We start from the raw sequence: 19,586 nt of genomic DNA, 5'->3' as shown, positions 1-19,586 counted from the left end.
ACAAATTGGGGAACCAAACCCTGTCTAACGAAAAATACGATTATTCCGGAGGTAAACATGAGGGAGTTCAAAGATAAGGTAGCTGTGATTACGGGAGCTGCCAGCGGAATTGGCCGAGCTATTGCAGACCGATGTGTCAATGAAGGGATGAAGGTTGTTCTGGCGGATATTGAGGAGGGGGCTCTTCTAAGGACTGAACGAGAATTGCAAGAAATGGGCGCAGCTACACTATCTGTTGTGACCGATATTTCCAAAGAAGCTGATATTCGTTTATTAGCACAAAAAACAGTTCAGACCTTTGGCGCTGTGCATCTTTTGTTCAATAATGCAGGCGTAGATGCCGGCACAGGCCGCTTATTGTGGGAGAATACTGTGGCAGATTGGCAGTGGGTAATCAACGTAAACATTTGGGGAATTCTGTTTGCCACCGAAATTTTTGTTCCTATTATGGTGAAACAAAAAACTCCATGCCATATTGTAAATACAGCCTCTATTGCGGGTTTGCTGTCTGGTCCTGGAAATGGAATATACAGCGCGTCAAAGCATGCCGTTTTAAGCCTGTCTGAAACGCTATACCAAGAGCTCAGATTGATAGGTTCTAATGTGGGAGTGTCGGTTGTATGTCCGGGATTCGTCCGTACTCAAATTATGGATGCAGAGCGGAACCGCCCGACAGAGCTGCGTAAGCCAGATGGGAGTGGTAATCTTCCACCCGAAAGACAAGTCATTACCGAATTGGCTCGCAAGGCTGTCCAAAACGGAATACTTCCGGAGGATGTGGCCCATCAGATTTTTGAGGGCATCCGAAAAGGGCAGCTATATATCATCACAGAACCGAAATTCAAACCTGCAATCAGGCAGCATATGGAGAATGTCCTTAATGAAAGTAATCCTACGGCATCCCAAATGCAATTAGTGCGCAATTTGTTGTGAACTATGAATGATAGAGGAACGGCTTAGGAGAGTCTGATCAATACGTTGTGGGGGTTACTCGGATGGACAGATCAGTGGTTTTTATGTTTTCAGGCCAAGGTTCGCAATACTACGGCATGGGAAAGGAATTATATAGGTCCAACCCGGTTTTCCGAACATGGATGACCAGGTTGGATGAGATTCATACGGATATAACAGGCAGGTCTGTATTAAAAACGTTGTACGATGACACGCGTCGCAGGGGAGAAGAGTTTGACTCCCTGCTATATACTCACCCTGCAATTTTTATGGTTGAATATGCGCTCACTCAGGTGTTATTGGAAAAGAGAATATATCCTGATTATGTTTTAGGCTCTAGCCTAGGTGAATCTGTTTCTGTGGCTGTGGCTGACTGCATGAGCTATGGGGACACACTTCAATGCATTATCAAGCAAGCACAGCTGGTGGAGGCGTATTGTCCGAAAGGGGGCATGATGGCCGTCATGGGCGATCCCGGTCTGTATGACGAAGTATCCATATTGAATACCAACTCAGAGCTGGCATCCATCAACTTTGACTCGCATTTTGTCATTTCAGGCAGCTGCGAGGGTCTGACAGAGATTGAACATTATTTGAAAGCAAATGGAACGATCTATCAAAGGTTGCCAGTTCACTATGCTTTTCACGCTTCTTTAATGGATCCAATTGCATTGGAATATATGGCGTTCTTGAAGCTTAAGACCCTAAGAAGCCCTAGAATAAATGTGGTTTCATCTATGTACGGCGGGAAGACGACATGGCTTGACAGCCGTTTTCTTTGGGATGTTACTAGAAAGCCTATGCAATTTCAGAGCGCTCTAAAGTGTCTGGGAGACAGGGACGGGGTTGTCTATATTGATCTCGGTCCCTCGGGCACGCTTGCTAATTTTGTAAAGTATAATTTTGGCCCCAAGAAAAAGGCAAGCGTCTGTTCCATTCTCTCCCCTTTTCAACAGGACATAAAAAATTTGGATCGTCTGTTCGAAATATTTGACTAATATGCATCCATTACTAACAAGGAGGAAATCAATGATCGCATATCTGTTCCCTGGACAAGGAGCTCAAGTAAAAGGCATGGGCGAAGGACTGTTTGATGAATTTCCAGAATTGGTTGCCAAAGCGGATGCAGTTCTTGGTTATTCTATCCAGAAGCTGTGCCTTGAAGACCCTGCCAACCAGCTCGGGCAAACGGATTTTACCCAGCCAGCCCTATTCGTCGTAAACGCTTTAAGCTATCTGAAAAAAATAAGAGAGACCGGAAGAAAACCCGACTATGTTGCAGGACATAGCTTGGGTGAATATAATGCTTTATTTGCCGCGGAAGCGTTTGATTTTGAAACCGGCTTGAAGCTAGTCCAAAAAAGAGGAGAGCTGATGGCTCGGGCTACTGGTGGCGGAATGGCGGCAGTTTTAGGCTTGAAAGAAGAAGTGTTTCGGGAAGTAATGGAGAAAAATAAATTAATAGAGCTCGATGTTGCCAACTTTAATTCGCCAAGCCAGATTGTCATTTCAGGGCCAAAGGACATGATTGAGCAGGCGAAACCAATTTTTGAAAATGCAGGAGCCCGAAATTATGTGGTTTTAAATGTAAGTGGAGCATTTCATTCCAGATATATGGAAAATGCCAGACAGAGATTTGAGGCCTATGCGGAGCCATTCGAATTCGCGAAAACCCAAATACCGGTAATTTCAAATGTCCATGCCAGACCCTACAAGCAGCAGGACTTAAGAAGCACGCTGATCAACCAGATTGTAAGCCCGGTCAAGTGGTCGGAAAGTATACGGTATCTGATGGGTAAAGGTGTAACCCAGTTTATCCAAATCGGGCCTGGAAATGTCGTGGCAGGACTGGTTAATGCCATACAACGAGAAGCAGAGCCATTGATCCTGGCGGAGGTTGAAGAACGGAACGAGCAGATACAGGAGGGGATGTCGAAGGATACGTTGAGAAATGATGAGGCGATGTTCGCAAAACAGCAGGCTCTCAGAACAAAATCCGATCATGACATACTGGAATCCAGCAAACGATTTACTGCGGAGTCTCTTGGGCATAGCGAATTTAAACAAGATTACGGAATTAAGTATGCGTATCTTATAGGCTCTATGTACAAGGGAATCTCTTCAAAAGAGATGGTCGTAACAGCAGGAAAGGCAGGAATGATGGGGTTTTTTGGAGCTGGGGGAGTGAAGATTGATGCTCTGGAGGAAACCATTACGTATATTCAAAAGGAATTGAATCATGGCGAAGCCTATGGAATGAATCTCATTCATGTGCCGGACCACCCGGACATAGAAAATAACATCGTTGATTTGTACATAAAATACGGTGTTAGAAATATTGAAGCCTCCGCGTTTATGAGTATCACGCCTTCTTTGGTTAGGTACAGACTGAAGGGGCTGAGACGGAATGCAAAGGGAAACGTTACGCCACAGAACAGAATTATAGCGAAAGTATCCAGGCCCGAGGTTGTTGAAGCCTTCCTGAGTCCTGCGCCTCAGAATATTATAAATAAGCTGCTGGCGGAAAATAGGATCAGCCGGGAAGAAGCGATGATGGGGATGGAAATTCCCATGGTAGATGATTTATGCGTCGAGGCTGACTCAGGCGGGCATACCGACCATGCAGTTGCTTATGTATTGGTCCCGCTGATGCTTCAGATGAGGGATGAAGCGATTCGGAAGTATAAATATAATAAAAGCATAAGGGTAGGGGCAGCCGGAGGAATAGGGACTCCACAAGCTGCAGCGGCGGCGTTTATACTGGGTGCTGATTTTATCATGACGGGTTCAATCAATCAGTGCACAGTTGAAGCAGGGACGAGTGATGAAGTAAAAGATTTGCTTCAGCAGTTAAACATTCAGGATACGGACTACGCTCCAGCAGGGGATATGTTTGAAATGGGCGCAAAAGTTCAGGTTATGAAAAAAGGAGTGTTTTTCCCAGCCAGGGCGAATAAATTATATGATCTTTACCGTAATTATAATTCCATAGATGAAATTGATAGAGAAACAAAACATTATATTGAAGAAAAGTATTTTAAGAAGAGTATTGAACAAGTCTACGAAGATATTAAAGCATATTACCCGCCTGAAATCATTGAAAAAGCTGAAAGAATCCCGAAACGGAAGATGGCCTTGATATTTAGATGGTACTTTACTTATTCTACCCGACTTGCCATTAATGGCGACAAAAATAACAGAGTCGATTATCAAGTACATTGCGGACCAGCCCTCGGCGCTTTTAATCAATGGGTTAAGGGGACAGCTCTTGAGGATTGGAGGAATAGACATGTTGACGATATAGGACAAAAAATAATGGTTGAGACTGCAGAGCACCTGAATGAAAGATTTAAAGCTTTAACTGCTAGTCTTACAATCTAGTTGGATTCAAGCTAGGGCAAGAAGCTAATAATGAAGTGCAGTATATTCTAACCGAATAAGCCCATGGCCGGATTCATGCAGAATAGAGTAACAATATATGCAATCAGACCATGGGTTACATCATTGAAACATGTAGATACTAGGGTAAAAGAAAGAGGGTGTTTCTGTGCATAGATATAGAACTCATAACTGTGGAGAACTGGATCAAACGCATGTCGGGGAAATCGTGAGAATTGCAGGTTGGATTAAAAATATGCGTAACCTTGGCGGGATTGTTTTTATTGACCTTAGGGATCATTATGGGGTTACGCAAATCGTTGTCTCTGATCCTAATGAGTTAAAAGATTTTGCATCCAAGATCAGCAGGGAATCAACCATCTCTGTCGTTGGAACTGTATGTCACAGGTCTGCAAGCACGATCAGTCCCCAAATGAAAACCGGATATATTGAAGTCGTTGCCAAGGAGATCGAAGTGTTAGGGAAGGTCATGAACCCCTTGCCTTTTGAAGTATCTTCAGCACATGAAGCCCGGGAAGATTTAAGATTAAAGTATCGTTTCTTGGATCTACGCAATGAAAATCTGCATGATAATATTGTGCTTCGCTCTAAAGTTATTCAAAGTATCCGAAAAAAGATGATTGATTTGGATTTTTTAGAGATTCAGACACCGATTCTGACAAGTTCATCTCCAGAGGGCGCCAGAGACTATTTAGTTCCTAGTAGAGTTCATTCAGGTCAATTTTATGCCTTGCCTCAGGCACCTCAACAATTCAAACAACTATTAATGGTCTCCGGCTTTGATAAATATTTTCAAATTGCTCCGTGCTTTAGAGATGAGGATGCAAGGGCAGACAGATCACCCGGCGAATTTTATCAGCTGGATTTGGAAATGGCTTTTGCTACACAGGAAGATGTCTTTAATGTCGTTGAAAATATGCTATATGAAGTTTTTTCTGAATTTACACATTTTAAAATTTCAAAGCCTTTTAGTAGAATTCCCTATCAAGAAGCCATGCTCAAATATGGGAGCGATAAACCTGATTTAAGAAATCCATTAATTATCCATGATGTTACAGAGCTTTTTACAGAGACTGATTTTAAAGTGTTTAAAAATAAAACGATACGAGTTATTGCCACTCCTGGTTGTGAAGCACAGCCAAGAAGCTTTTACGACGATATCGTGAACCTTGCTATGGAGGCTGGAGCGAAAGGTCTTTCATGGATTAAGTTTAATGATGATATGTCTCTCAGCGGCTCGATTGCAAAGTTTATACCGGAGAAGGTAAAAAACGAATTGATCGATGTAACGCAAGCCGGTCCGGGGTATGCACTGTTTTTTGCTGCCGATGAGCTTAAAAATGTCGGAAAAATAGCCGGTGCTGTCCGAAATCAATTAGGCAAAAGGCTGGATTTATTAGAAAAGGATACGTTTAAGTTTTGCTGGATTGTTGATTTCCCCATGTTTGAATTGGACCCGGATACTCATAAAATAGAGTTCAGCCATAACCCGTTTTCGATGCCGCAAGGTGGTATGGATGCGCTGCTGAATATGAATCCTCTGGATATCCTGGCGTACCAATATGATATTGTATGTAATGGAATTGAGCTGTCCTCGGGTGCCGTCCGTAACCACGATACAGAGATTATGGTAAAAGCCTTTGAGATCGCGGGTTATACATATGAAGAGATCAAGAGTAAATTTCCTGCACTCTTTAATGCTTTTCAATTTGGGGCACCTCCTCACGCAGGTATAGCACCTGGAATTGATAGGATTGTGATGATCCTTGCAAATGAATCGAATATTCGAGAGGTTATTGCTTTTCCAATGAACAGCAAAGCACAGGACGTATTGATGGGAGCTCCTTCGGAGGTTACTGACAAACAATTGAGAGATGTTCATATAAAATTGGCAAATGCTCAGCCACAAACAGAATAAACGGGTTTAACAAGATCCTGAAAGCAAGTCTGAATCCAGTACGCAATTAAATCCGATTGAGTGAGCTTAAAACTCTCCCTGCTAGAAGCAGAGGAGAGTTTTTTTATTTAGCTTAGATTGTGCACTTTAGGGTAGTAGCGTCTGCTGCAACCTTTCTAGCTTGAACCACGTCAAGAAGTTGTTAACGGCCAAGCGGCCTAATTCAACTACAAGGTGGAACTTAACATGAGCATGAGAAAAAGTGCAATCGCAGCCCTTACGACTGTAGCTCTGCTGTCCTTCTCGATTGGAGGTCATTTGTCTGCGGCAGACAGTCCATTCAAGGATTTGGACCATGTAAATGGCAAAGAAAAAATCATAACCCTTAAAGATCGGGGGTTACTTAAAGGTGCCTCTGCCACGCAGTTTCTCCCCTCATCTAAAGTGACCGCTCCCAGGGGATTCAGTTGATCTCGGGCGGATTTCAGCTCAGTTTGGCCGCCATTGATTTGAACCAGGCGCCACAGGCGAGTGGACTGTTTACCCAGGTTAGGGATACCGCCTGGTACGCTGAAGCTTTTATCAACGCATATTATAACGGTGTAGACATTCCAAAAGATATCAATCCTGCCAAAGCACTGACCAAGGAAGAGTTCACCCACATGCTAATTCAAGGTATGGAAAAAGCAGGTGGTCTTCCCATGATTAAAATCGCACCTGCAAATATTGCGGATGACAGCGAACTGGAGCCTTCTTACCAAGGTAGTATTCAACGCTCGCTAGTGTACAAGGTTAATGTACTGGATGGGAAGGGAGAATTTCATCCCAAGAGTGTAATTACACGTGCCGAAGCTGCTGTTATGTTATACAATGCATTGGAATACCTGAATGCACATCCAAAGTCGTAACCAATACAGCAATAAAGAGCTTTTCTTCTGAGGAATTTAAGCTTTCAGTTACTTGACATCAATACCGTGAATGCTATAATAAGGAAATCGAATTTAGACCCTGCGGTAGTTGACTATCGTAAGAATACTTTTCTGGTCCTTCGGCATAGAAACACAAGTAACGAATAAATAAGCTGGCTCCGGATGAGGGGTCAGCTTTATTTGTTTGGACAAAAGTTTACAGCTTTCACAGATTTACATATTGAGAGGAGACAGCGGTATGTTCGGGAATGACTGGGATGAGGTACTACGAGAAGAGGTCGAAAAGCCTTACTTTGATGAATTAAGGTATACGTTAGCCCGAGAGTACAAGTTACATAAGGTATATCCTCCAAAAGAGGACTTGTTTTCAGCACTCAAATTAACGCCATATCATCTGACCAAAGCGGTTATATTGGGACAAGACCCATATCATGGAGAGGGACAAGCTCACGGTTTGAGCTTTTCGGTTAGACCCGGTGTGCGCACACCGCCGTCTCTACAAAATATATACAAGGAGTTGCGCGATGATGTCGGCACTCCGATTCCGAATCAGGGATATCTTGTTCCTTGGGCTGAGCAAGGCGTACTGCTGCTGAACAACGTGCTGACCGTGCGTGAAGGACAACCGCAATCTCATCAGGGAATAGGTTGGGAACGTTTCACGGATGCTGTCATTGAAGCGATTAATGAACGTGAACAGCCGGCAGTGTTCATTTTGTGGGGGAGCCATGCTCAGAAAAAAGCAAGCTTCGTAAACACCAGCAAGCATTTGGTGCTGAAATCCGCTCATCCGAGTCCATTGGCGGCTCACAGAGGTTTTTTTGGCAGCAAGCCTTTTTCGCGTACCAATGCATTTTTGCAGGAGCATGGAATGGAACCGATTCGATGGGAGATTCCTAACCGCTAGCACGGGAGGTGAGGACATGCGTCAATGGAAGGGACGTCAGGTCATTTTATATCATGGCAACAACGGTCATACCCAGAAGGTGCGCGGCACACTTGAAAAATGGGATGATATAAGAAAATGCGTTATTTTGGGCCCGAAAATGCTGGCTATTCCTTTTGAAAATATTACGCATATTACCATGCTTCCTCCGGGGCGTGAGCGTAAAAGCCGCAATCCAGCTAAGCTGAACGCTTTCGGTTATGTAATGAACGTTCCATTACAGTTTGATAATGCCATTCATTTTCAGTCGGCGGTGACGATTTGGAGAGATGATCAGCTGATTGCTTACAATGTAAGGCTGGTTAGTCACTCGGCAGACCATGTGACTCTTGAGGATGGACAAACCTTATCCAAGGCAGGGCATTTATTTGTAGTGAGATCACTGCGTGGAGAGCTTTAACTGTTATAATTCACCTTTTTTTGATGAAGGGTTCAATTTAGTTAGCTGCTTACCGATAAAAGATAATGGGATTGTTAATAATATCCTGTTTTATAGAATGAAACCAAGGGAGAGAAACGAATGGAGCGTATGAAACGTATGAGCAAACGGAGTACCTTCTTACTTGCTTTGCTGATGTTTGTATTCGCAGCATGGCCAGCAGGTTTGATCCGGGCTGAGGAGAAAACGACCTCTACGGTACAGTGGGACAGTCAAAATCCAACCACAATCAATCTGGGTGGAAGCCCCGCTCAATTAAAAGTGTGGTCTGTGACGGAGACTGGTAAAACGGATGTAACCGAAGAAGCTGAATGGATCTCCGGGGACTCAAGTATTTTAAAGGTAGAAAAGGGACTCATTACCCCAGTGTCCAAAGGGCAGATTAAGATTGTTGCCACATATGGTCAGAAAACGGTAAGTACAACGATTACGGTAAAATCGCCTTACAGCAAGCTGCAATTCAATCCGACGGGTCCTCTGAATCTGACTATTGGCGGAGAATCGAAGCAACTGACTGCTCAAGGTGTGCTTAGCGGAGGTGGCACGGAAAATGTGTCCGGCGTGGAATGGACATCCACGAATGAAGCCGTTGCTACCGTAGAAAATGGACTTGTACATCCTCTTGCCAAAGGCGTGACTTACATAAAAGCCGCCAAAGATGGCCTTAATGCTCAATTGATCGTGTATGTGCGCTCTTCATCCCAGGCACTGGCACTGAGTGCATCTGGCTCCAAATCAGTCTATCTGGGTAGCTCCCCAATTCAGGTTACTGCAACCGATGTGAACCTGACTGGCGGCAAAACAGATGTGACGAACACGGCAGAATGGACTTCCTCTAATTCGTTGGTTGCCACTGTGGAGCAAGGTAAAATCACACCGATGGATGTAGGGAATTCAACGATTACAGCTTCCTATCACGGTTTGAGCAAGACTCTGAAGATCAATGTACTTCCGACTGTCGAAAAATTGGTCTCAAGCAAAGCCAGTCTGACTCTCGAAACTGGAAGCAAAACTTCCCTTCCGAGTATATCTGCCTATTTGGTCAATGGAGCCAAAAAAGCAGTTCAATCCGATGTAAAATGGAGCTTAAGCAGTGAGAGTGCAGTCAAAATTGCAAATGGTAAACTGGTTGCAGTAAACCCAGGTAGTGCAACATTGACAGCGACAGTAGGTGCACTCAAGCTGGACATTCCAGTGACCGTACAATATAAGGTTCTCAAGCTGACGGCTTCTGAGAAAAAATATGTATTGGTTGCAGGCCAAGAAACGAGTATTCCGACTGTAAAAGCACACATGGCTGGTGGCGGAGTACTGGATGTTACCAACCAGGTAAGCTGGGTAGCTACAACAGCTGCAGTTACAGTAGGAAATGGAAAAGTAAAAGCGGTGAGTGGTGGAAACTCGGGAATCAAGGCAATGTATATGAATAAATACGTGAAAGTGCCTGTCATTGTGGAGGGAGCCATTTCTACATTGACACCAAGTTTTTCGAATGCTGAGATGAATTTGAAGGGAAGTAAGTCCATCAAAGTCGTCGGCAATTATACAGATGGTAAAAAAGTTACTCTGAGCAGCAAAGTGAAATGGACAACATCGAATGCTTCTGTAGTGGTCGTAAAAGGGTCTTCCATTAAAGCTGTTGGAATTGGAACGGCAACCATTACGGGTACGTACCAGGATAAGTCGTTTAACGTGGAGATTAAGGTTACACCTAAGCTGCTCAAGCTGGTATTGAGCAATAAAAACCTGAAGTTGCCTAAGGGCTCATCTCAAGTCCTTAGCGTGAGTGCAGTTTATGATTCAGGTGCGACTACAAATGTAACCAATTCTGCGGTATGGACATCCTCCAAACCGTCGATCGTACAGGTTACAGCTGGTCAGGTGAAGGCCTTGGATAGCGGAAGCTCCAGTATTAAAGTAGTCTATGGTGGTAAGAAGGTAACGACATCTGCCAAAGTGTTAAAATAGTCTACGTACATTGCCACATCTGGCGTATACCAAACAAATAAACCCCCGGTCCAAAGACCGGGGGTTTTATTTTCAGCTTATTCTACGCCGTCCTGATAATGATTTTTCCAGTGCTTATCGCCTTTGTGCGCGAAATCTTCAACTGTTTTCTCCAGAGTAGCTACCAGTTGGGCTTTAATTTCAGCGATTGTGTCGCGAAATAATCTTTCTTCCGTACCGTTGATTTTTTCACCATATAAAGCTTGAGCAGCTACAAATTGACGATGTTGTTCTACAAAACTGTCAATCGAATGCAATGCATGCTCCACGTATTGTGAAATGCTATGATGCTCGTTAGGCAGTTGTAATTTTAATTCCTTAACTCTGTTTAATAATGCCATGATGATCACCTCGTGCGTTTTGTTATGTCAATAATTATACATCATTTTCGGAAAAATTTCATTAAATTTCGGTTAAATTGTGACTTTTATTATGTCATGATTGCATTTTCAATGGTGATCAGGCCTAATTTCGGGATTCTGCGCTTTTTCCTTTGTATCATGATTTCAAAATTTGAAATATATGATACAAAGACAATGTAAGAGCAGGCTGCGACAGCTGTCTTTCTGACATGTTATAATGGGGAAAAAGCCCAGTCGGAAAGGTTGTCAGTATGGTATGAAGCTTTTTAAAGGTTTATTTTGGGGAATTCTGATTAGTCTTCTCCTGTGGTGCGCCTTGTTTGGGCTTGTCCGCTGGATGACTCATTAAGTCGTTCTCTGTATCTTATACAATAACTCTTGCGACTGTATCCACGTCATTAACGGAAATCGTATATACGTGTTCGTCATCGTAGAGCTTGAATTGCTGAGTTTCTTGATCAGATAGGAGCTTAGGCCAGCCAATTACGGTATTTCCATTCAGTAACCGGATTACAACAGCTTGCATTTGGCTCACGGCCAGTTTGATCTCATCGTTCATTCGTACAACCTCCTCTCTATACTATTTGTCGTCGGATATTTAACCTTTTTTTATAGTCGGTAAGGGGTTACAAAAAATAAAATCTGGGGATTACCTTAGCTGAAGGTCATTTACTGGAATAGCTTGAAAGGAAGAGGGAATTTGAAGAAAAAGTTGCTAAGTTTTATAGCCTTAGTGTTGCTAGCTGTGGGAGCGTACTGGTTTGAAGGAGACAATCTTCTTACGAAAATAACAGGAGAGAACCCGCCTTCATCAGCTCAGGTAACGCTACAGTTTCCGTCAGGTCGTTATCCTGAAACGGCGCAGCATATTAAGGAAGCTATTCAAGCGGGAAAATCACCAGTATGCACAATTGACCGGGAAGGAGCCGAGCAAAATCGTAAGCATTCGCTTGCGGGTGTTCCTACTCGTAAAGGGTTTGATCGTGATGAATGGCCGATGGCTATGTGCTCAGAAGGGGGCAAGGGTGCGAATGTCAAATACATAGCTCCTAAGGATAACCGTGGGGCAGGATCATGGGTCAGTCACCAGTTAGATCAGTATGAGGATGGGACTCGTGTAAAATTCGTTATTAAATAGTTTTTGATTTAGTGTTTTTACCTTTTAGCTCCTTAGATGTTTCCTGTTTGGCTTTAATCAGCGCCAGAAAATCAAAAAAATCACCTAGTGTATTGAAGCCCGCACCTAAAATGGCCAGGTCTTCAGCGGATAGTTGATTTAACCATTCCATTTGCTTAGCGTCAAACATATTATCACCGCCAACCCTTAATAATGTATAGTATGTAGTGGCGGCAACGAAGGTCAGGGCTCTGGCATACCTTTTGAGTATGCCTGTTTTTTGTGCAGAGGATGTGTAAAACTCATGTTTAAATTTAATTTTTATACTAAAATCGTTTCCATCGTTATCGTATTGCTGATACCTGTGCTGCTTCTGTATGTCTACTCTAATCAGACAACGACAGGCGTATTACGTGAGGAACTGAATCAATCCAATTATAATCAGCTGACTTTTTTTCAAAACCAGGTGAATACGAATATTGAAATGATTTCCTCCTGGCCGCATCTGCTGATTCATGATCCTGATGTAGCTAGTTTTCAAGCGATTTTTTTAAGGGACAAGACTCTCAACCTGGATGGAATTAACCTTGTCAAGCGGATTCAAACTAAGCTTGGGCTTCAGGAAAGCTCTTCGAACTGGAGAACAGGGCTGAGTATATATTCTCCTTCGCTTGGACGAGTTGTATCGGAGAATGGAGCCAGTTATTATGATCAGAAGGTTTTGAACCAATCAATTACAAATGGCTGGCAGGTATCTAAAAAAAGAGTGTACGGCAAGGATCAATTTATATTTTCATTGTATACCTTATCCCCGTTTTCCTCACTAGCTAATCCGGAAACCGCTAACACAATTATTAAAGTGGAATTCGATAGCAGCAACATTCAGGACATGCTTGACCGCTTTAAAGGCGATGGGCGAAAGGAGCCTTTTTATTATAAAAAAGGTGTAGGTGTGATTTATAATCGCTCTGCAAATGAAGAATTGTCAAGCCAGCTGATTGCAAAACTGGAGAAATTGGGATTGCATGAAGTTGATAATTTGACCATGAAAATTGGAGAAGAGAGTTACCTTGTTCACGTCGTTCTTTCGCAAACAACAGGTTGGTATTTGATTGACTACATGCCTTTGTCCGATATGATGTCTCCGATTTACTCATCTAACCGACTATTTTATATAACCGTTGTTGGCTCACTACTAGTAGGCATCATCGGTGCTTATCTACTTCACTCACAGGTACAAGTCCCGATTCTCCAGCTTGTGCGGGCATTTCGGAGATTAAAGGATGGAGATTATGCTGTTCGTTTAAGTCCTAAGGGTAGTCATGAGTTTGCATTTCTGTCACGTCAATTCAACCTGATGGTCGAACAGATTCAGGAGCTGTTTGAGAAGGTTTACGTTGAGAAGCTGCATGTGAAGGAAGCCCGTCTAAAGCAGCTCCAGTCTCAAATCAATCCCCATTTTTTTTATAATTGTTTTTCCTTTATTACGAGTATGGCAAAGCTGCACAATCATGAGGCGGTCGTGGCTATGGCTCATAATTTGTCCAAATATTATCGCTATACGACAAGACAGGAAAGAGATTTGGTTCCTTTATCGGATGAAGTCGAGTTTGTACAATATTATTTGAAAATTCAGCAGATGCGTATGCCACGGTTAACGTTCACTATTGATATTTCTTCACAGGCGAGTAGTCTGCTGGTTCCACCGCTTGTGTTGCAACCCCTGGTGGAAAATGCAGTGCTGCATGGAATAGAACCTCAGGCGGAGGAGGGGATCATCCGTATTATGACTGAGTGCATCGGCTCATCCATGTACTTGATTGTAGACGATAACGGACTCGGTTTGAGTGAAGAGGATATAACATCCTTGACATTAGCACTTGAGAAGCCTGTGGACGAGAAAAGTGGCTATGGTTTATGGAATGTGCATCAACGAATGCGATTACATTTTGGTGAAAACGCCGGGCTGGAATTCTCGTTGTCTCCGTTGGGAGGCTTGAGAGTGATTTTAAAATGGCCACTGTCAATGGAAGAAGGGCAGGAAGACGGGTTGTTCCATTCTTCATCAAATTCAAGAAATAGTTAAATTGGAGGATACTGATGGTTCAGATATTACTAGTCGATGATGAGAGCTATGTTACCGAAAGCCTGGCGGCTACCATACCGTGGGAGTCATTGGGAATTGAGAGGGTACATCAAGCAGCTTCAGCCTTGGCAGCAGTAGATGTGCTGGAAGCGCATGATATTGATATTCTGGTTACGGACATTCGTATGCCTGGCATGACGGGATTAGAGCTGATTGTTGAAGTAAACGAACGTTGGCCGCACATTCGAAGTTTATTACTGACAGGCTATGCTGATTTTGAATACGCTAAAAAAGCGCTCCAGCTTAAGGCTTTTGATTATATTTTAAAGCCGGTGGATGATGATGAGTTTATTAAATGTGTGTCAGCAGCCATGGATTCGCTAAAGGAAGAATGGGAAGCATTCGACAAGGTTCATCAATTACAATACAGTCGCAGGAACGATTACGGTGTGCTGCGCACTCATTTGATGCATGATTTGTTACTCGGGCGTGATTTGACTGTACAAAAAATAAAGGACAAAATGTCCGAGTACGAAATCAAGCTACGCACAGAACATCCTGCCAGTATGCTGCTTATTCAGCTAGGCAAGCATTTTTCTGATATGGATTATCACTCAGTGTCCTTAATTGAGTATGCGATTGGAAATATTGCTGAAGAAGTGTTCGCTCCTGATTTTCATGTTTGGCATTGCAAAGCGCCACATGATTGCCTCATCGTATTAATAGAAGGGAATTGGGGATTATTTGCTGAAAGGACTGTGGATGAGCACAATCATTTTTTACGTGCAGCGATTGAAACCTTTCGAAAAAATGTGAGCAATTACTTGAAAGGGGAAATTTACGTCACATTAACGAATTGGTTTAATTTTCCCAATGAGCTGCCTAAGCTATATCAGACAGCGATCAGATCCTTATACTGGAACCAACAAGAGGAGACGAATCCACTGCTATTTATAGAAGAGCAGACAGAACAGTCACACAGCTCAGTGAAGTCGCTGGAAGGGCTTTATACGCACCCTACGCTAACTCATCTGCTAGAGTCTAGGCAATGGGAAGAGGCCGAAGCAAAAATAAGCCGTGTATTTGGCAAAATGGAAGAGGTGGGGTACACACGCGAGCATTTATATGAGCTGTTTATTTCGGTAACGAGCGCCTTTATGTATACAGCTCACAAACAAGGACGTTTCATTACACAGATGGACCAAGTAGGCTTCGATCCGTTACATGCACAGAAATTAGTTCATTCGTTCCCCCACCTCAAAGAATGGATATTTTCCATGATGAACAAGCTTAAAGCCGAGTGGTCCGCAAGTGAGCAAAGCGCCAAAAGCTATGTGGTCAAGCAGGTTCAGGAGCTGATTGCCCAGGATAAAGGACAGGAGCTGTCTGTTAAGACGATTGCCGATCAGGTTTATCTTCATCCCGTCTATTTGTCCAAAATCTATAAAGCCGAAACTGGGGAAGGCCTGGGAGATTATATTATCCGAATGAGAATGGAACGGGCTCTTTATTTGCTCAAATATTCCAACAAAAAAATATATGAAATAACAACTGAACTCGGCTATCAGAATCCCCAATATTTCAGCAAGATGTTCAAAAAACATTATGGAATGACTCCGCATGAATTTCGGGACCAGTAAAGACGAATGAGTAAAGATCAGTTGGGAAAGGTGCAGAAATATTTATTTTGTGACATAGGCTGCTAAGAAAAGCCCTCTTATAATAAAAGAGTAGAAAATGATTTTTAGAGGGGGAACAAGATGCGAGTTCATTCGAAGAAAAAGCTTCTGTCGTTGCTCGCCGCAACTATGGTATTAGGGGTTGGCCTTGTGGGCTGCTCAGGTGCAGGAAATGATGGGAACGCGGACAGCACAGCTAAAACTGAAAACGTATACAAAGAAAAATACAACCCAGAGGTTACAATATCCACGGTATGGGGGGTAGATCCCGCCTTAAAATTTAAAAATGGCGAATCTATCGAAAATAACGTTGCGACGAAATGGGCCAAAGAGAAATTTGGTATTAATATAAAATCACTCTGGTCTGTCACGGATACAAACGGTGCGTTTGCTACCAAGCTGCGGTTGGCGATGTCCTCTGGTCAGGAGATGCCTGATGTCGTTGTACTGGGGACGGAGAATGAGCAGCTGGCCCAGGATATGATCGATTCCGGTATGTTCGCTGAAGTTGGCCCGTTGTTTGATAAATATGCTTCGGATTCTTGGAAGCAGGCCATGAGTCAGGATACGAATGTATGGAATCAGTATAGCCGGGATGGTAAAAAAATGGGTATCCCTGTGCTTGATTTCGCCTATAACCATGATTATGTATTGTGGGTACGACAAGATTGGTTGGATAAGCTGGGGATGAAGGCTCCTGAGACGATGGATGATCTGGAAAAAGTGATGGATGCCTTTAAAAACAAAAATCCGGACGGATTGGCTCCGGACAAAGTGACCCCGCTCAGCATCGGTTTCAAAACATCCATGAACACTTGGATGGGTGACCCATCCTGGATTTTCGGGGCTTATGGCACACTACCCCAGCAGTGGAACAAAGGTGCAAACGGCAGCTTGGAATATGGCTCTGTCCAGCCTGGCATGAAGCCGGGTCTGCAAAAACTGAGCGAGTGGCTCAAAAAAGGATATATCCCTCAGGAAGCAGCATTATGGGATGAAAATAAAACGACAGAACCTACAGTTGCAGGGACAGCCGGGATGATTCCTGGGCCATATTGGATGAGCGGATGGCCGCTTCAAGATACGGTTAAAAATGCGCCGAGTGCTGTATGGAAGCCGATCAAGATTCCAGCCGGACCTGACAACAAAGCTATGCGCCATGGAACGCAGTACACCAATGGTGTCGTACTCATCAACAAACAAATGCAGCATCCTGAAGCCTTCTTCACATATCAAAATTACTTGTTTGATCATTATGCAAATGCCAAACCGGACGGTGATTTGTCGAATGGGCTGTTTAAGGGCTACGATTATGATTTAGATGCCAATGGAAAGCTGGTGTCTATTGATAAAATACCGGGTGGTTATGTAAACTCTATTCGTTATTTGCTGGTTCGTGATGGTGCACGTATCCCTGATGCCCAAATGAAGGCTTTGTTAAGCTTGGCTGACGGTGCAGAACCGAAAACCAGACTGGAGAAAGATGTAATGGTGAATTACGGGAAAGACACTCCCGCAGCGGCCAAAGTGCTTATGGAACAAAAGGATATCTCTATGAAAGATCAGTTTACAGGACCAACCACGCCAACGATGAAGGCTAAAAAGGATTATCTCGATAAGATTGAAAGCCAGACGTTCAATGAAATTATTTATGGCAAACAGCCGATTTCCGCTTTTGATACCTTTGTACAGACGTGGAAAGCCGCTGGTGGCGAACAAATTACAAATGAAGTAAACGAATGGTATAAGAGCGTCGAAAAGTAAAAGTTGTCGATGGTGTAAAACAGATTGTAAAAGGCTGTCCCAAGGTGGACAGTCTTTTTACTTCAGCTTCATATGGATTAAATAAAAATGATTGCTTTTGTGCCATGTATGTTGGTTTTTTGAACTGTTGGGACTGCGAAAACGCTTTTATAATTGAGGTATACCATGAGAGTTACAGGAGGAACTGCAATGAGAAGTCTGCAACGTACGTGGCCATTTCATATCATGCTGCTGCCAGCCATCATTTTCTTAATTGTATTCAGCTACATTCCAATGGGCGGCATCGTGATGGCCTTTCAAAATTACAAGCCTTGGCTAGGCATAACTGGTTCTGAATGGGTTGGACTGGATAATTTTCGCTTTTTGTTCCAACGGGAGGACAGTCTTCAGGTCGTATGGAATACGCTGATTATTGCTGTGTTAAAGATGTTTTTCAATCTGCTGGTTCCGTTTGTTTTTGCTATCCTGCTGAATGAAATTCGCAAGGTCGGACTTCAGCGCTCCATTCAGACATTGGTGTATCTGCCACATTTTCTGTCCTGGGTAATCTTGGGCGGAATTCTGATTGATCTGTTGGCTACTGACGGATTTATGAACCGGATTCTTGGAAGTATAGGAATCCAGCCTATCTTCTTTCTGGGAGATAACAACTGGTTTCGTTTTACCGTCATTGTATCGGACATATGGAAAGAGTTTGGCTACAATACCATCGTATTCCTCGCTGCACTGGCGGGTATCAATCCTTCGTTGTATGAGGCTTCTGAAATGGATGGAGCGAGCCGGTGGAGACAGACGCTGCACATTACTGTACCATCATTGATTCCGATGGTGGTCGTTGTTGGGACGCTTGCCCTTGGTAATGTTCTGAATGCTGGTTTTGACCAGATTTTCAACCTTTATAATCCGCTGGTATACCAAAAAGGCGATATTATTGACACATTCGTCTACCGGACAGCATTGATCAATGGGGAGATGGGCTTTGCTACCGCCATTGGGTTGTTCAAATCCGTTATCAGTATGATTCTCATTCTGATATCTTATCGGCTTGCTTACAAATGGGCAGGTTACCGCATATTCTGATTCCACGAGGCTGAAAGAGGGAGAGTCATGTATCATAAAACAACGCCATACCGCATTTTTAATGTGTTCAACATTTGCTTGCTTGTGATATTGTCTATCATGTGTATCGTTCCACTGATCCATGTGTTGGCGGTATCGTTTAGTGCTAAATCAGCAGCAGATGCCAATCTGGTTGGACTGTGGCCAGTGCAATTTTCTTTAGAAGCCTATAAGAAGACGATGAATAACCCAATTTTTCTGCACTCCATCTGGATTTCCGTCTGCCGAACTGTCTTGGGAACCGGCTTGACGCTGCTGATTACCTTTTTAGCTGCTTATCCGCTTTCGAAGGAAACCACGGTGTTCCGTAGTCGCAACATTTATTCATGGCTGTTTGTATTTAGTATGATTTTTAACGGTGGTCTGGTTCCATTTTATATGGTTATTCAAAAGATTCATCTTATGGACAGCTTCTGGGTACTTGTATTGCCAGGAGCGGTCAATACATTTCTGGTCATTCTTATGCTGAACTTTTTCAGAGGTATCCCCAAAGAGATGGAAGAGGCGGCATTGATCGACGGAGCAGGGCATTTTCGGACATTGTTTAGTATTTTCTTACCGATATCCATGCCTTCCATTGCGACGATTGCGCTGTTCAGTATGGTATTTCATTGGAACTCATGGTTTGATGGTCTGCTCTATTTGAGCAATGCAAAGGATTATCCGCTGGCGACGTTCCTGCAAACTGTAATTATACAGAAGGATATGAGTTCCATGAGCATGAGTCCCAAAGAGATGGAGTTACTGTCTCAGACGACGGTTAATGCAGCACAAATTTTCATTGGTGCAGCGCCTATTCTTATTGTATATCCATTTTTACAAAAGTATTTTGTTAAAGGTATGACGTTAGGTTCCGTCAAAGAGTAACAGAACTAATACAAGGAGATGATT

General features: G+C 43.3%; 15 protein-coding genes and 2 pseudogenes. 14 read left to right on the top strand and 3 right to left on the bottom strand.

Annotation, left to right across the window (positions count from 1 at the left end):
• Positions 1 to 57: 57 nt before the first annotated feature.
• The 8 genes and pseudogenes from ACN6NF_RS15625 to ACN6NF_RS15590 all read left to right on the top strand — a co-directional run bounded on the left by ACN6NF_RS15625 (position 58) and on the right by ACN6NF_RS15590 (position 10,529).
• Positions 58 to 933, top strand: a complete 876-nt coding sequence (locus tag ACN6NF_RS15625; protein ID WP_016822429.1) for an SDR family NAD(P)-dependent oxidoreductase — start codon at positions 58 to 60, stop codon at positions 931 to 933.
• 62 nt (positions 934 to 995) lie between these two features.
• Positions 996 to 1,949, top strand: a complete 954-nt coding sequence (locus ACN6NF_RS15620; protein WP_474318495.1) for an acyltransferase domain-containing protein — start codon at positions 996 to 998, stop codon at positions 1,947 to 1,949.
• 31 nt (positions 1,950 to 1,980) lie between these two features.
• Entirely contained in the window at positions 1,981 to 4,332 is a 2,352-nt protein-coding gene (gene fabD / locus ACN6NF_RS15615) for an ACP S-malonyltransferase (RefSeq protein ID WP_474318494.1), read from the top strand.
• A 166-nt stretch (positions 4,333 to 4,498) separates the two neighbouring features.
• Complete coding sequence (gene aspS / locus ACN6NF_RS15610) at positions 4,499 to 6,268, top strand: aspartate--tRNA ligase (RefSeq protein WP_474318493.1); 1,770 nt, start codon at positions 4,499 to 4,501, stop codon at positions 6,266 to 6,268.
• A gap of 225 nt (positions 6,269 to 6,493) precedes the next feature.
• A pseudogene (locus ACN6NF_RS15605) lies at positions 6,494 to 7,155 on the top strand (S-layer homology domain-containing protein).
• A gap of 259 nt (positions 7,156 to 7,414) precedes the next feature.
• The gene (locus ACN6NF_RS15600; RefSeq protein WP_474318492.1) at positions 7,415 to 8,083 is read left to right on the top strand and encodes a uracil-DNA glycosylase; all 669 of its coding nucleotides are present in this window, start codon (positions 7,415 to 7,417) and stop codon (positions 8,081 to 8,083) included.
• Between the two features lie 16 nt (positions 8,084 to 8,099).
• Positions 8,100 to 8,522 carry a YolD-like family protein gene (locus ACN6NF_RS15595; protein WP_474318491.1) on the top strand — a complete coding sequence of 141 codons (423 nt, stop codon included), beginning with the start codon at positions 8,100 to 8,102 and terminating at the stop codon, positions 8,520 to 8,522.
• A gap of 120 nt (positions 8,523 to 8,642) precedes the next feature.
• The gene (locus ACN6NF_RS15590; protein WP_474318490.1) at positions 8,643 to 10,529 is read left to right on the top strand and encodes an Ig-like domain-containing protein; all 1,887 of its coding nucleotides are present in this window, start codon (positions 8,643 to 8,645) and stop codon (positions 10,527 to 10,529) included.
• Between the two features lie 77 nt (positions 10,530 to 10,606).
• On the opposite strand, the gene ACN6NF_RS15585 is transcribed toward ACN6NF_RS15590, so the two are convergent.
• Positions 10,607 to 10,909: a hypothetical protein gene (locus ACN6NF_RS15585; protein ID WP_013371923.1), complete on the bottom strand. Its 303-nt coding sequence runs from the start codon at positions 10,907 to 10,909 to the stop codon at positions 10,607 to 10,609.
• Between the two features lie 385 nt (positions 10,910 to 11,294).
• Positions 11,295 to 11,489, bottom strand: coding sequence for a hypothetical protein (locus ACN6NF_RS15580; protein ID WP_016822421.1), 195 nt, complete (start codon positions 11,487 to 11,489; stop codon positions 11,295 to 11,297).
• Positions 11,490 to 11,630: 141 nt separating this feature from the next.
• On the opposite strand from ACN6NF_RS15580, the gene ACN6NF_RS15575 reads away from it, so the two are divergent.
• On the top strand, positions 11,631 to 12,068 hold the full coding sequence (locus tag ACN6NF_RS15575) for a NucA/NucB deoxyribonuclease domain-containing protein (RefSeq protein WP_474318489.1): 438 nt from the start codon (positions 11,631 to 11,633) through the stop codon (positions 12,066 to 12,068).
• On the opposite strand, the gene ACN6NF_RS15570 is transcribed toward ACN6NF_RS15575, so the two are convergent.
• The gene (locus tag ACN6NF_RS15570; protein WP_474318488.1) at positions 12,061 to 12,237 is read right to left on the bottom strand and encodes a hypothetical protein; all 177 of its coding nucleotides are present in this window, start codon (positions 12,235 to 12,237) and stop codon (positions 12,061 to 12,063) included. The genes ACN6NF_RS15575 and ACN6NF_RS15570 overlap by 8 nt on opposite strands.
• Positions 12,238 to 12,351: 114 nt before the next feature.
• Between ACN6NF_RS15570 and ACN6NF_RS15565 the strand changes: the two are divergent.
• From ACN6NF_RS15565 to ACN6NF_RS15545, 5 genes and pseudogenes are all read left to right on the top strand, one after another.
• A pseudogene (locus ACN6NF_RS15565) lies at positions 12,352 to 14,173 on the top strand (sensor histidine kinase).
• Positions 14,148 to 15,773 carry a response regulator transcription factor gene (locus tag ACN6NF_RS15560; RefSeq protein WP_474318487.1) on the top strand — a complete coding sequence of 542 codons (1,626 nt, stop codon included), beginning with the start codon at positions 14,148 to 14,150 and terminating at the stop codon, positions 15,771 to 15,773. Before ACN6NF_RS15565 ends, ACN6NF_RS15560 begins: the two are co-directional and overlap by 26 nt.
• Positions 15,774 to 15,893: 120 nt before the next feature.
• Complete coding sequence (locus tag ACN6NF_RS15555) at positions 15,894 to 17,576, top strand: type 2 periplasmic-binding domain-containing protein (RefSeq protein ID WP_044785295.1); 1,683 nt, start codon at positions 15,894 to 15,896, stop codon at positions 17,574 to 17,576.
• A 189-nt stretch (positions 17,577 to 17,765) separates the two neighbouring features.
• Entirely contained in the window at positions 17,766 to 18,656 is an 891-nt protein-coding gene (locus ACN6NF_RS15550; RefSeq protein WP_016822416.1) for an ABC transporter permease, read from the top strand.
• Positions 18,657 to 18,683: 27 nt separating this feature from the next.
• Positions 18,684 to 19,562 carry a carbohydrate ABC transporter permease gene (locus ACN6NF_RS15545; RefSeq protein ID WP_016822415.1) on the top strand — a complete coding sequence of 293 codons (879 nt, stop codon included), beginning with the start codon at positions 18,684 to 18,686 and terminating at the stop codon, positions 19,560 to 19,562.
• Positions 19,563 to 19,586 lie beyond the last annotated feature (24 nt).

The organism is Paenibacillus sp. TSM33 (assembly GCF_056099025.1).
Note: the sequence above shows the minus strand (reverse complement) of the source record. Positions and strands in the feature narration are given on the sequence as shown.

Bases quoted from the DNA above. Each gene is read 5' to 3' on its own strand.
- ACN6NF_RS15625 (WP_016822429.1), top strand. From the start codon at position 58: ATGAGGGAGTTCAAAGATAAGGTAGCTGTGATTACGGGAGCTGCCAGC.
- ACN6NF_RS15620 (WP_474318495.1), top strand. From the start codon at position 996: ATGGACAGATCAGTGGTTTTTATGTTTTCAGGCCAAGGTTCGCAATAC.
- fabD (WP_474318494.1), top strand. From the start codon at position 1,981: ATGATCGCATATCTGTTCCCTGGACAAGGAGCTCAAGTAAAAGGCATG.
- ACN6NF_RS15600 (WP_474318492.1), top strand. From the start codon at position 7,415: ATGTTCGGGAATGACTGGGATGAGGTACTACGAGAAGAGGTCGAAAAG.
- ACN6NF_RS15595 (WP_474318491.1), top strand. From the start codon at position 8,100: ATGCGTCAATGGAAGGGACGTCAGGTCATTTTATATCATGGCAACAAC.
- ACN6NF_RS15590 (WP_474318490.1), top strand. From the start codon at position 8,643: ATGGAGCGTATGAAACGTATGAGCAAACGGAGTACCTTCTTACTTGCT.
- ACN6NF_RS15585 (WP_013371923.1), bottom strand. From the start codon at position 10,909: ATGGCATTATTAAACAGAGTTAAGGAATTAAAATTACAACTGCCTAAC.
- ACN6NF_RS15580 (WP_016822421.1), bottom strand. From the start codon at position 11,489: ATGAACGATGAGATCAAACTGGCCGTGAGCCAAATGCAAGCTGTTGTA.
- ACN6NF_RS15570 (WP_474318488.1), bottom strand. From the start codon at position 12,237: ATGTTTGACGCTAAGCAAATGGAATGGTTAAATCAACTATCCGCTGAA.
- ACN6NF_RS15560 (WP_474318487.1), top strand. From the start codon at position 14,148: ATGGTTCAGATATTACTAGTCGATGATGAGAGCTATGTTACCGAAAGC.
- ACN6NF_RS15555 (WP_044785295.1), top strand. From the start codon at position 15,894: ATGCGAGTTCATTCGAAGAAAAAGCTTCTGTCGTTGCTCGCCGCAACT.
- ACN6NF_RS15550 (WP_016822416.1), top strand. From the start codon at position 17,766: ATGAGAAGTCTGCAACGTACGTGGCCATTTCATATCATGCTGCTGCCA.
- ACN6NF_RS15545 (WP_016822415.1), top strand. From the start codon at position 18,684: ATGTATCATAAAACAACGCCATACCGCATTTTTAATGTGTTCAACATT.